Origin of the sequence: Iocasia fonsfrigidae, from assembly GCF_017751145.1 — a bacterium.
Taxonomy (GTDB): domain Bacteria; phylum Bacillota; class Halanaerobiia; order Halanaerobiales; family DTU029; genus Iocasia; species Iocasia fonsfrigidae.
This window is the reverse complement of sequence record NZ_CP046640.1, coordinates 1-13,906: the sequence shown is the minus strand read 5'-3', so window position 1 is coordinate 13,906 and position 13,906 is coordinate 1. Positions and strand designations below refer to the sequence as shown.

The following is a 13,906-nucleotide window of genomic DNA, read 5'->3' as shown; positions in this document are numbered from 1 at the left end:
TTATTTCTGCTTAAAGGTACTCATTCCTATCCTTCTAATCCTAGCCCTACAGCTTAGATTAAGATCAGCTTCGATAAACTTTTTATGCCAGCTCTCTATTTTTTCCCATTCTTCAGGTTTATATGCTCTTACCATTTCACCAAATCCAAAGATATCCGCCTGGTATTTATGCTGTACTAAATAAAATAGTCTCTCTATCTCTTTGATAAACTCCTTACTAACCCTTTCTTCAAGCTGCCTAAATAAAATAGAATTTTCATAATCAGTCTGGGTTTCCTGATAAATAGATTTTCCTTCAACCAGTAAATCTACCATAAATCTAAACCGTCCATTATCAAGTAATATAGGCCTCATTTTACTCTGTAAACCAGAAAACTCAACAATAACCCGGCCTAATTCATCCTCCACATCCCTTACTACCTCTAAACCACCGATTCTTTTCTCTGCTATCTGAATATAATTCCAGGTCTCTTCAATATTCAATTTGCCAACCATTTTTTCCCCCCGAAAAACAGCCAGCCCGGAATTTTTTAGATTGTTTTCTGTACAATCTATCAGGACTGCTACTGGATCTATCCCCTTATTTACTAAACGGATTATAAACTCAATAAACGGTATATCAGCCATTGTGCCACTATTAAGCTCTGATTCGATCATATTCATTAGATAAAGGGCCTGTATGGGGGCTGTCTTAGGAAAAGTATTTAAAACCCTTTCAGCAGGTTTTTCACTGATTAACAAGTAACTTAAACGACGGAATTCAGGGTTATTTCTAAAATAATTCAGATGTACATTTAGACCATCTCTGGCTACTTCCTCATTAATTACTAAAACCCTGATATGCCCTAAAAATATTCTGTGTTGCAGCCTTTCTTTTAAATGCATTAAAGCCATTGCTACATTTCTTCCTACTGCAGTTATATTCCAGACAGTCTCTTCCCCCATAGGTAGTTGTTGACCTGCTCCACCACCTAATTTTTGCGGTATAGCTAATTGAGCAGTTAATTTAATCATATTTCGCTGCTCAAAATTATTAGGACGTGCAACATCAGCATAATCTATCCCAATAGCTAGAATAATTGCTCTTTGGTCAATATCCTTAAGATCCCAACACCCTGTAAGGGAGGAAATAGTCAATACTATTAACATTAATATACTTAAACTTTTTTTCAAGCCTGTTCATCTCCCCTAATATTCCTCATAATTGATAGTACATAAATTAACAGGGGAATTGCAAATACTAAAAATGTCCCTATTATACTTGAAATTTCCATATAATAAAAGACCTGATAAACATTGTCCGGGAAAATAGCTATAAAGAAAACAACAGGCATTAAGGGGTAGATAAGTGTTTTATGGTCTTCCAGTTTAAATACTTGTGTCATCCCTAGTACAGAACTATATAAAAGGTTACCTGCTGTTGTAAAAATTGCTATTACCCAGAAAGATATAAAAATTGCCTCTACCCTTTCCAGAATTAATCCAGGAAAGCGTATAACCTTAATTACTTCCAAGGTCGGCCAGGTTAAATTTTGCAGTTCCTCAATACCAAAAACACCAATAGCTGAGATTACAATTGCCAGATAGATTATTAAAGGACTTATCAATCCCTTGATTGCATAATTATATGCTAATTTAGGTGTTACCAGTGAAGGTAAAAATAATACTATTATTTCAAACCCTAAAAATGAGAAAAAAGAATTTAGCGTACCTTTTACTATACTACTAAATCCCTTCTGTCCCATTACAGGCATTAGCCTTATAACTTGTATTTCTTTCATTGATAAAAAAATACCTATAATTACTGGTATAATTAAAAAAATAAAATAGAGTTCATTGACCCTTCCAATTACTTCAATATCATGATTTATATAGTAAATAATTAAGAATAACATACTTATAATAATAAACTCTATTGGTGTATTTAATAATACTGCACTACTTAACATAGAGGCAAATACCCTTAAAACCAGAGAACATAGCAATAACCAATAAAAACAAAACAACAGACTAATACTATTACCAAAGATCTTACCTAAAACACGATTACTATATTCCATTAAAGTCTCTTCAGGGAAACGAAAGCCTATTTTTACTATTAGAAATATAATTAGGAAGGAAAATAAACCACCTATTAATATTGATAACCAGGCAGCAGTACCAGCTGCTTTGGTGATAGTCCTTGGTAATACCAGACTACCAGCACCAATAAGTGTATTAGCAATAATACCAGCAAACTGTCTCTCTGTTACCTTACCGTGTTCTTTCATTTTGATCATCATCCCCTTTAGCAGAAAAACGCTGCTGATTTTTTGTTCTTAAAAATTCAGGTCTTTTAAACATCTGCCACAGAGGAATTCGAATAATAGCATCCTGTAAATCATTTAATCGTGAAGGACCAAATGGAGTAAGATAAGGTATTCCAAAAGATTTTAAACTCGCCAGATGGATAGTAAAAAATATTAATCCCAGTAATAGACCGTAAAGACCAAATATTGAAGTCAGTATCATTAAAGGAAATTTAATTAATCTTAAAGCAATTGCACTACTATAATCTGGAATAGCAAAAGATGCAATAGTAGTAGTGGCCACAACTATTACCATAAATGGACTAACTATACTGGCACTTACAGCTGCTTCACCAATAATAAGTGCCCCTACTATACCAATAGTTGGGCCAATTGGATTAGGCAAACGCAAACTACCCTCTCTCAATAATTCCATTAAAGCTGTCATAACAAAGGCCTCTATATATGAAGGGAAAGGAACAGCACCCCTACCACCTGCAAACGCTAAAGCCAGCTGGGTAGGTATCATTTCAGGGTGAAAAGCTATAACGGCTATATAAACTGCAGGCAAGGTTAAAGCAATAAGACCCGCCGAAAACCTCAACAACCTGACAAAGGTTCCTATTATAAAGCGGTCATAATAATCTTCTGGGGACTGTAGAAAAATAGAAATTGTTACAGGCATAATAAGGGCAAAAGGGGTGCCATCCACCAGTAATGCCACTCTCCCTTCCAGGAGGTTAGAAGCTACTCTATCCGGTCTCTCTGTTGAAAGGATTTGGGGAAACAAAGTAAAATGATTATCTTCTATCAATTGTTCTATATAACCTGATTCCTGTACAGCATCAATAGAAATATTATTTACCCTTTCCTTTACTTCCTCAACTATGTATTTATTAGCAATGCCTTCTATATAACATATCACCACATCTGTATTAGAAATATTACCTAATCTCTGACCCTTAATTCTCAAGGCAGGGTGTTTTATCCTTCTCCTTATTAAAGCTGTATTTACCCTTAAGGTTTCAGTAAAACCGTCTCTGGGACCCCTGATTACTGTCTCAGATTCTGGTTCCTGAACTCCCCTTTTATCCCATCCTTTACTATTGAGTACAAAACCCTTTTTATAACCATCTATTAATAAAACTGTATCACCATTAAGTAAACCCTGTATTAAATCATCCAATTTATCAACTATCTCTAATTCATTAATTGTCATTGTATTCTTTTCTATAAAACTTATCATATCACTATTGGATAATTCTTTAATATCTTCAACAGAAAATTCTTCAATTAATAGTGGTTGTAAAATACTCTCATTGATAGTCTGTTTATCTACTAAACCATCTATAAAAATAATAATTGCTTTAATTCCTAATTTATTGCCCAGTCTAAAAAACCTGAAAACTACATCATCACTAAACCCAATAATATCTTTTAATAAGTTAATATTCTTTTCAATATTTGATGACAATTCTTTTTCTTTTGCTTTTTTTTGCGGTCGATCAGTACCACTATTTATTATCTCTTCAATCCTTTTTCCTCTCTTATCCACCACTATCATCCTTTATTTGGTTAATACCAATAATTATCACTATATTACTAATATATTATTACAAAACAAGGTTAATATTATGTAATAATTATCAATAGTATATTTAAACACTGCCAATATAATAATAAAATTTAGAAAGGAGATAAAATGAAACATATCAGGCTATTATATTGTTTAATAATAATGACCATACTACTATCTGCCTGTGATAGAGAGATGAGCAGTCCAGTTCCTACTAAAATAACTATTGGTGTTAGTATGGCAAGTATGAAAGAAGATGTCTTCCATTTTATGAAAGAGGCTATGTATGATAATAAGGAAAGTAATAAGACAGAAATAATCTGGAAGGATGCTAAAAAAGATCAAGATAAACAAAATAAAGATGTAGATGAACTAATAAGGAAAAAAGTCGATGGGATTATCATTAATCCAGTAAATTCCCAGAAATCAGCTAGTTTAGTAAAGAAGATCAAACAGGCCAATATACCAGTTATTGCTCTGGACCGTCTTATTTATAATGTAAAACTTGATGCCTATATTGAAGCAAACAACTTTGAAGTTGGTATCCTTCAGGCCAATTACCTTGTAGAACAATTAAAACATAAAGGAAAGATAATGATACTTAAAGGAGATAAAAACAATAATACTGCCTATGAGATAACACAGGGTAATAAAGAAATATTTAAAAAAGAAGCAAATATAACAATTGTTGCTGAAACATGGCATAAAGGATGGTCCCCTGAACTTGCCGAAAAAACTGTACGCAGTATACTAAATAAACATCCTGATATCAAAGGAATTATCGCCAATAATAGCAATATGATTATGGCAGCAGTAAAAGTTCTTAAAGAAAAAAACTTAACAGATAAGATAATTACAATAGGGGCTGATGCAAATAAAGAAGCCTGTTTAGCTATAGCTCGGGGAGAACATGATGCTGATGTAGATAAAATGCCCTATATTCAGGGTTTAACAGCATTTAAAATTACTACTTTGATATTAAGGGGTAGACCATGGCTATTTGATACTAAAATAAAAAATGGTGATTATATTATAGCCACTAAAATTACCCCTGTTGATTTAATTGATAAATATAATATTGTAAACCTAGAAGAAAGATGGCCAGAATTAAAAAAAATAATATATAAATAAGGGGTCTTCACCAAAAATGAAGACCCCTTATTTATATATTCTACTAAAATTTTTTAATCTTCTTTAATCTTCTTTTATTTCCTCTGCATCATCATCTGAATACATTCTGGCAAGTGATACAACTTTATCACCTTCATCTATTCTAATTACTTTAACCCCCTGGGTATTACGACCTGTCTGGGAAATCTCAGCTACATTAGTTCTGATAATAATCCCCTCACTGGTTATAATAATAAGGTCATAATGGTCATCAACAACCTTAATACCTGCTAGATTACCATTCTTTTCAGTAATATTAGCAGTTATTAATCCCTTACCACCCCTACTCTGTAAGCGGTATTCTGAAAGTGGCGTTCTTTTACCATAACCATTTTTTGTTATGATTAATAAATCCTCACCTTCACTATCTACTCCCATACCAATTACAAAGTCATCGTTATTTAAGGTAATAGCTTTAACCCCCATAGAAATTCGTCCTGTTGTCCTAACATCTGATTCATTAAAGTGAATAGCTTTACCCATATAGGTAGCGATAATTATATTCTGTTCACCATCAGTATATTTTACATCAATTAATTCATCATTATCCCTTAGATTAATCCCTATTAACCCAGTATAATGTGATTCATATTCTATTAATGGTGTTTTTTTAATTAAACCATTTTTAGTAACCATAACTAGATATCTCTTATTATCAAATTCCCTGATAGGTATTACAGTTGTAACCCTTTCCTCTTCTTCCAGACTCAAAAGGTTTACAATCGCTGTTCCCCTGGCCTGACGACTCGCTTCAGGTATTTCAAATACTCTTAAACGGTAAACCCGCCCTTTATTAGTAAAGAAAAGGAAGTAGTGATGGGTAGAGGTAATAAAAATATCTTCAACAAAATCTTCATCTTTGGTATTAAGACCAATAATTCCCCTACCACCTCTCCGTTGACTACGGTATGTATCAACATGCATTCGCTTAATATATCCCTGATGGGTCAGGGTTATTACCATTTGTTCTTCAGCAATCAAATCTTCAACATCAAGATCCACCGCTTTATTCCTGATTTCTGTCCTTCTTTCATCCTGATATTTTTCTTTGATAGCTAATAGTTCTTCTTTAATAATACCCAATAATTTACTTTCATCTGCCAAAATTGATTTTAAATAAGCAATCTTTTTTAATAAATCCTGGTATTCATCTTCAATCTTATCCCTCTCTAAACCAGTTAAACTCTGTAATCTCATTCTCAAAATAGCATCAGCCTGTTTATCACTAAGGCCAAATCTATTAATTAAACCTTCTTTAGCAGTATTTACATCAGGGGCATTTTTAATTAACTGAACAATCTCATCAATATTATCCAGAGCAATCCGGTAACCTTCCAGTATATGTGCCCTGGCCTCAGCATTATTTAAATTATACCTGGTACGACGGGTAACCACTTCTTTTTGATGTTCAATATAATAACCCATCATTTCTTTAAGGTTTAATGTTTTGGGTAAACCATTAACCAAAGCAATCATTATAACACTAAAGGTTACCTGCATTCTAGTATATTTATATAATTGGTTTAAAATTACCTGTGGCATTTCTCCCTGTTTAAGTTCAATCATTATCCTTAAACCATTACGGTCAGATTCATCACGAAGATCACTTATACCACTAATTTTATCATTTCTGACAAGTTCAGCTATTTTTTCAATTAATTTAGCTTTATTTACTTGATAAGGAATTTCATCAACTATTATCCTTGACTTCTCATTCTCATTTTCCTCTATCCTTACCTTTGCCCTGACAGTTAATTTACCCCTACCATTTTTATAGGCTTTATAGATACTGTTTTTCCCCATAATTAACCCACCAGTAGGGAAATCAGGTCCTTTAATAATTTTCATTAAATCAACAATCTCCATGTCAGGGTTGTCTATAAAAGCAATAGTCCCATCTATTACCTCTCTTAAATTATGTGGTGGAATACTGGTAGCCATACCTACAGCTATTCCTGAAGTACCATTAATTAATAGATTTGGTAAACGGGACGGCAGTACTGCTGGTTCTTCCAGTGATTCATCAAAATTTGGTGCAAAATCAACAGTATCTTTATCAATATCCTTTAATAACTCAGTTGTAATACTGGACATCCTGGCCTCAGTATAACGCATTGCTGCAGCTGAATCACCATCAATAGAACCAAAATTACCATGACCATCAACCAGTGGGTAACGAAAAGAGAAATCCTGGGCCATTCTAACCATTGTAGCATAAACCGCTGCATCACCATGTGGATGATATTTACCAAGTACCTCTCCAACTATTCTAGCAGATTTTTTATGGGGTTTATTAGGTGTCATTCCCAATTCATGAAGGGAATATAAAATTCTACGATGTACTGGTTTCAAGCCGTCCCTTACATCAGGTAAAGCCCTACTAACAATAACACTCATCGAATAATCAAGATAAGCCCCTCTCATCTGTTCATCTATATCAACCTGTAATATCTTACCTCTATTAAGATCTTCCGCCATCCTCACACCTTCTTTCTATTATTCTATACATCCAGATTTTCTACTTCATGGCCATGGGAAAGTATAAATTCACGTCTTGGTTCAACCTTATCCCCCATTAAAATAGTAAAGGTTTCATCGGCAATAATGGCGTCTTCTACCTGAACCTGTAGTGTAATTCTTTCCTCAGGATCCATTGTTGTATCCCATAACTGATCAGGGTTCATCTCACCCAGTCCTTTATACCTCTGTAATGAAACCCTATCTCTGCCAATCTCTTCTAATAAATCTAATAGTGCCTTATCATTATAAACATAATCCTCTCTTCTACCCTTTTTAACCTTATATAATGGGGGTTGGGCAATATAGACATAACCTTCCTCAATTAAATTTCTCATATATCTATAAAAAAAGGTCAGTAATAGTGTTCTAATATGGGCACCATCAACATCAGCATCTGTCATAATAATAATTTTACCATAGCGTATTTTATTTATATCAAACTCATCACCTATGCCAGTTCCAATAGCAGTAATGAGTGACCTTATTTCTTCATTATTTAGTATCTTATTTATCCTTGATTTTTCAACATTAAGAATTTTACCTCTTAAAGGCAGTATTGCCTGAAATTTACGGTCTCTACCCTGTTTAGCAGAACCACCGGCAGACTCACCCTCAACAATATACATCTCTGTTTTGGTGGTATCTCTTGAAGAACAATCAGCCAGTTTACCAGGTAAAGCAGTATTAGTCAGGGCATTCTTTCTCCTGGTTAACTCCCTGGCTTTTTTAGCTGCCTTTCTCGCCCTTGAAGCATTAAATGCCTTTTCTGTTATTATCTTAGCTACTTTAGGGTTTTCTTCAAGGAATATCGAAAAATATTTGGAAAAGGCTGAATCAACAAAACCCCTCATTTCACTATTACCAAGTTTTGTTTTGGTCTGTCCTTCAAACTGTGGTTCAGCCAGTTTCACACTGACAATAGAGGTTATCCCCTCTCTAATATCCTCACCAGTAAAATTATCATCACCCTCTTTAAGAATACCCTTATTTCTGGCATAATCATTTATTGTCCTGGTTAAAGCACTCTTAAACCCACTGAGATGGGTACCACCTTCATGGGTATTAATATTATTGGCAAAGGTAAAGATATTTTCTATAAAACCATCATTATACTGAATAGCTATCTCTACTTCCCCTTCTTCACTTTCTTCTTCAAAGTAAAAGGGTTCATTAAAAAGCGGGTCTTTTTTACGGTTTAAATATTTTACAAAGGATATAATACCACCTTCATAGCAATATTCCTTTTCTCTTCTCTCTTCTTCCCTTTCATCACGTATAATTATCTTGACACCTTTATTTAAAAAGGCTAATTCCCTTAATCTTTTAATAAGGGTGTTATATTTAAAAACAGTTGTGTCAAATATCTCTTCATCTGCCTTGAAACTTATTGTTGTACCAGTCTTACCATTTGTTTTTCCAACAACCTCTAGATCACTTGCTGCCACACCGCGGGAAAATCTCTGTCTATAAACATTACCATCCTTCCAGTTAACCTCAACTACTAACCATTCAGATAGTGCATTAACAACAGAAACACCAACACCATGTAGGCCCCCAGAAACCTTATACCCTTCACCACCAAACTTACCTCCGGCATGAAGAACAGTTAAGACAACTTCAACAGCAGGTTTTTTCAGCTTAGGATGTAATTCAACAGGTATCCCACGACCATTATCTTTCACGATAATAATATTATCCTCAGCGATTATTACTTCAATTTGATCACAATAACCAGCCATTGCTTCATCAATACTATTATCAACAACTTCATAAACAAGGTGATGTAACCCATCAATACTGGTAGAACCTATATACATACCAGGTCTCTTTCTTACAGCTTCAAGTCCTTCCAACACCTGAATATTTTCCGCCTCATAACTACCTCTTTTTTGAATTATATTTTCATCAGCCATTTATTTTCCCTCACTTTTCCCAGGAAATTCCCTAATCCTTTTTGCTAATGTACTTGAAGAAATCATTGATATATATATTGTTTCTTCTGTTAATACAAAAGATTTAGGATTATTATCTGAATAATCTATTACAAAGCCTTCTTCCTCTGAAACACTAAAAAAATCTTTAGTATTCTGAGAATCTGTTGTACTTGTAATATCTCCAATCATAACAATATCTCTAATAGGAATCATCTTCCCTTCTCCTAGATGTAAAAACAATTAATTCACTCCTCTTTTATATTGCCTTCCCTGACATTAAAAACCTTATAATGATCTCTTTTCAAAACAGACGGAATACTCAAATCTGTAGCAGTTATTATTGTTTGTATACGATCAGTTACTACACTTAGTAATGTATCTCTCCTTAATTCATCAAGCTCAGAAAAAACATCATCTAATAATAAAACAGGGTATTCACCAGTCTCTGATTTCATAAATTCTAGTTCTGCTAATTTTAAAGCAAGGGCTGTTGTACGTTGTTGACCTTGAGAACCAAATTTTCTGATATCTATATCATTTACTTTTAATATTAAATCATCCCGGTGAGGTCCAAAAATAGTATAACCTTTGTAGATCTCTTCTTTTCTATTATTTACTAAATCCTGCTTAAATATAATATCTGTTTCTTCTTTTTTACCTGTATTACTCAAACTACAATCATAATCTATCTTCAAATTCTCACTACCATTAGTTATCTTTCTTTGTCCTAGACGAGCCAATAATTTTAGTTTTTCAACCACATCTATTCTTTTATTGATAACTTTACTACCAGTTTCAATTAATTTTTCATCCCATACCTCTAATAATTCTTTGTTATCTTTTTTATCCCTGATATTTTTAAGCAAATTATTTCTCTGTTTTAAGATATGTTTATATTCATTTAAAAGATGATAATAATAAGGACTTACCTGTGATACCTCTATATCAAGAAATTTTCTCCTGTATGAAGGTCCCCCTTTAATTAAATTGAGGTCTTCTGGAGAAAAGAGAACTATATTAAGATTACCAATTAAATCTGATATTTTTTTGTAAGGTGTATTATTTATTTCAATTCTTTTTTGTAAAGCAGTAAAGATAAGTGATAACCTTAAATCCTGGTCTTTCTTTTTTAATAATACTTGTACCAGAGCCTTTTCTCTGTGCCAGTTAATTAAATCACTATCAACATTACTTCTATGTGAAGAACCAGTTCCCAGTAAATAAATTGACTCCAATAGATTAGTTTTTCCCTGACCATTGTATCCCAGTATAATATTTAGATTAGGACTTAGATCAAGTATAGTTTCTTTAATATTTCTATAATTTTTCAAAAGTATTTTATCAATAAACATTTAGTTTTTAATCACCCTATATTTTTCTCTAAATCCTTCAATCTCAACTATATCATCTGTTTTTATTTTATGTGATCTTCTATATTCTATTTCTCCATTAACCTTAACTTTTCCTGCTTGGATTAAAGATTTGGCTTCTCCACCTGACATTACAATATTGGCCCATTTTAAAAACTGATCAAGTTTTATTTCTTTACTTTTTATAATGATATCATTCATTATTATCCTCCTTAGATAATTTATGCACCAGGTCTGACCGGCATTATCAAATAAATATAATCCCCATTTATTTGCTTTTTTATTGTTAGAGGATTTAATGAACCGATTAATTCTATTACTATAGTATCTTCTTTTAATACTTTAAGTACATCCATTAAATAATTAGCATCAACATCTATTTTTTGTGTATCACCTTCTAGTTCTATTTCAATAGTCTCATGAGCATTTCCTATATCTGATTTGTTTGATTTAATATCCATCCAGTTTTGATTGATAATTAAAGTAACTACATTAGTGTCATGACGTGCTATTAGAGAAACCCTTTTTACTGCTTTTGAAAATTCGGTCCTGTCGATTTTAACCTTGGTATTACTACTATCAGGTAAAACTTGTTGATAATTAGGAAATTTACCTTCTATAAGTCTAGAAATAAACACAATATCATTAAAGTTGAATCTTATATAATTTTCACTGATAAGCATTGTTAAGTCTTCACTATTATTATTATCATTATCAATAAGGTGAGATAATTCATTTAAGGTGTTACCTGGTAATATTACATTAATATTCTGGTCAATTGATGAAGTATTATTTATTTTGCTAAAAGCAAGACGGTAGGTGTTTGTGGTTACTAAATTTATACTATTGTCGTTGATAGACATTAATCCACCTGTTAAAGCTGGTTGTGTCTGGTCATTTGAAGTAGCAAATTTAACTTCATCGATCATTTCTTTATAGTTTAAAGAAGGAACCTTTAAACTATAAGAACCTTTAATTTCAGGTAATTGTGGAAATTCATCTGCTTCAAATCCTTTTATGTTGAATTCAGAATTCAAGCAATTTATGTTGACATTAAAATGTTCCATATCTGCTTTAAATAATACATCAGCTGCTGGTAATTCTCTAATAATATTAGTTAATTGTACTGCAGGTAAAACAATAGCCCCTTCTTCTTTTATTTCCGCATCAAGCCAATATTCAATACCTATTTCTAAATTATTGGCTATCAAATGAATACCTTTATCCAAAATAGCTTCAATATAAATACCTGTTAAGATAGTCATTGTACTTTTGGATGAAACTGCTTTTTCTACTATCTGAATACCGTTATAAAAATCTTTTTGAAAAATGTTAAATAACATAAAAAAACCCCCTGAATATTTGAATTTCAAAAAAAATTTATAAAAAATGTGGATAAGTTTGTTTGTCCAATAATAATAAATATATTATATAAAAATTAGTAGTACTAGTAGTAGTACCTGTAGATATGTTGAAAACCGACTTTAATATTGTTATATTAACAAACAAAGCTGTATAGAGATTGTTAATAGTAGGTAGATTGTTTTCCACATAAAAACAGAAAAAAAATCTAGAAATCTTTATACACAGATCTTACACATCTTGTACAGAGATATATTAACAGGATCGTTAATTATTTTTTATCCTTTCTATAAGTTTATCAATAGTTGTTTTAAAATCAATTTCATCCTTATATTTTTTATCTACTTTGTTATGTGCGTGTAAAACGGTTGTGTGATCCCTCCCACCAAACTCTTCACCTATCTGTGGTAAAGAGAGATCTGTTAATTCTCTGGCAAGGTACATAGCAATCTGACGTGGAAAAGCAATATTCTGTGTTCTCTTTTTGGAATTCATATCATCCATTTTTAGGTTATAATAATCTACAACTATTTTTTTAATCAAATCAATATCTATTACTTTAAAGGATTCATTTTTCTTGGCAATCAGATCCTTTAAAGCTTCCTGGGCCAGATCAGTATCTATTTCTTTGTCTACCAGTGATGAATAAGCAATTACTTTAATAAGTGCCCCTTCAAGTTCTCTAATGTTAGACTGAATCTGATTAGCTATATAGATAATTACTTCATTAGGAACAGATAGTTCTACAAGATCTGCTTTTTTTCTTAGGATTGCGATTCTGGTCTCCAGGTCGGGTTTTTGCATATCTGTTATTAAACCCCATTCAAACCTAGAACGCAGTCTATCTTCAAGTGTAGGTATTTCCTTTGGAGGACGATCACTTGAAATAATTAATTGTCTATTTGATTCATGTAAGGCATTAAAGGTATGGAAGAATTCCTCTTGAGTTCTTTCTTTACCTGCTAAAAACTGTATATCATCAACCAATAATATATCAATATTTCTATATTTTTCACGGACTTCCCTGGTTCTATCATCTTTAATAGCGTTAATTAATTCATTAGTAAAGGTTTCAGAGGAAACATACATCACTTTACTTTCTGGTGTATGGTCCAGGATGAAATGAGCAATTGCCTGCATTAAATGTGTTTTTCCAAGACCAACATCACCATATATAAATAAGGGGTTATAAGCTTTAGCAGGGGCTTCAGCAACAGCTAAAGAAGCAGCATGGGCAAAGCGGTTACTGTTACCTACTACAAATGTATCGAAAGTATATTTGGGATTTAAACCAGCAAAATCAGTATTATTATTTTTAATATCAGGTGTTTTGTTTTTATTGCTATTAGCATCTCTATTTTTATAATCTGTTTTAGATTCAGAATTTGTTTGTGAATTAATTTTATTCATTTCTTTCTCTAATTCTTCAGGTGTCAGGAATTTAATTGTACATTTGTTTTTCGTTAAGCTAAAAATAATTTCTCCAATTAAGGCAAGATAACGTTGTTCAAGCCAATCTTTAATAAAATTATTAGGTACTTTAATTAATAGATGATTATTTTCTGTCAGGTGGACTGGTTTAGTATCAGAAAACCAGGTATTAAAACTAGGATTGCTTAATTTCTCTTTTATTTTATTAAGAGTCTCCTGCCAGATGTGTTCTAACTCTTCTTGTGAAAAAGACAT

Annotated in this window: 11 protein-coding genes; 1 reads left to right on the top strand and 10 read right to left on the bottom strand. The window is 32.3% G+C overall.

The genetic code is table 11. The annotated features are described in order from the left end of the window. From GM661_RS00055 to GM661_RS00045, 3 genes are read right to left on the bottom strand one after another with little or no spacing between them, the layout of a single operon-like run. The gene (locus tag GM661_RS00055) at window positions 1-1,173 is read right to left on the bottom strand and encodes a Ger(x)C family spore germination protein (protein ID WP_230868199.1); all 1,173 of its coding nucleotides are present in this window, start codon (window positions 1,171-1,173) and stop codon (window positions 1-3) included. Further along, a complete protein-coding gene (locus GM661_RS00050; RefSeq protein ID WP_230868198.1) occupies window positions 1,170-2,282 on the bottom strand; it encodes a GerAB/ArcD/ProY family transporter in 1,113 nt (370 codons plus the stop codon). Before GM661_RS00050 ends, GM661_RS00055 begins: the two co-directional genes overlap by 4 nt. Beyond that, entirely contained in the window at window positions 2,254-3,852 is a 1,599-nt protein-coding gene (locus GM661_RS00045) for a spore germination protein (RefSeq protein ID WP_230868197.1), read from the bottom strand. Before GM661_RS00045 ends, GM661_RS00050 begins: the two co-directional genes overlap by 29 nt. Window positions 3,853-3,990: 138 nt before the next feature. Between GM661_RS00045 and GM661_RS00040 the strand changes: the two genes are divergently transcribed. Continuing rightward, the gene (locus GM661_RS00040; protein WP_230868196.1) at window positions 3,991-4,995 is read left to right on the top strand and encodes a sugar ABC transporter substrate-binding protein; all 1,005 of its coding nucleotides are present in this window, start codon (window positions 3,991-3,993) and stop codon (window positions 4,993-4,995) included. Between the two features lie 63 nt (window positions 4,996-5,058). On the opposite strand, the gene gyrA is transcribed toward GM661_RS00040, so the two are convergent. From gyrA to dnaA, 7 genes are all read right to left on the bottom strand, one after another. Further along, window positions 5,059-7,512: a DNA gyrase subunit A gene (gyrA, locus tag GM661_RS00035; RefSeq protein ID WP_230868195.1), complete on the bottom strand. Its 2,454-nt coding sequence runs from the start codon at window positions 7,510-7,512 to the stop codon at window positions 5,059-5,061. Between the two features lie 23 nt (window positions 7,513-7,535). Beyond that, window positions 7,536-9,467, bottom strand: a complete 1,932-nt coding sequence (gene gyrB, locus GM661_RS00030) for a DNA topoisomerase (ATP-hydrolyzing) subunit B (protein ID WP_330165236.1) — start codon at window positions 9,465-9,467, stop codon at window positions 7,536-7,538. Continuing rightward, the gene (gene remB, locus GM661_RS00025) at window positions 9,468-9,728 is read right to left on the bottom strand and encodes an extracellular matrix regulator RemB (RefSeq protein WP_125987103.1); all 261 of its coding nucleotides are present in this window, start codon (window positions 9,726-9,728) and stop codon (window positions 9,468-9,470) included. A gap of 5 nt (window positions 9,729-9,733) precedes the next feature. Beyond that, on the bottom strand, window positions 9,734-10,840 hold the full coding sequence (gene recF, locus GM661_RS00020) for a DNA replication/repair protein RecF (protein ID WP_230868194.1): 1,107 nt from the start codon (window positions 10,838-10,840) through the stop codon (window positions 9,734-9,736). Next, window positions 10,841-11,059, bottom strand: coding sequence for an RNA-binding S4 domain-containing protein (locus GM661_RS00015; protein ID WP_230868193.1), 219 nt, complete (start codon window positions 11,057-11,059; stop codon window positions 10,841-10,843). Between the two features lie 20 nt (window positions 11,060-11,079). Next, window positions 11,080-12,201 (bottom strand): DNA polymerase III subunit beta, encoded by a 1,122-nt coding sequence (dnaN, locus tag GM661_RS00010; RefSeq protein ID WP_230868192.1) that lies wholly within the window; start codon window positions 12,199-12,201, stop codon window positions 11,080-11,082. Between the two features lie 286 nt (window positions 12,202-12,487). Further along, the gene (dnaA, locus tag GM661_RS00005; RefSeq protein ID WP_230868191.1) at window positions 12,488-13,906 is read right to left on the bottom strand and encodes a chromosomal replication initiator protein DnaA; all 1,419 of its coding nucleotides are present in this window, start codon (window positions 13,904-13,906) and stop codon (window positions 12,488-12,490) included.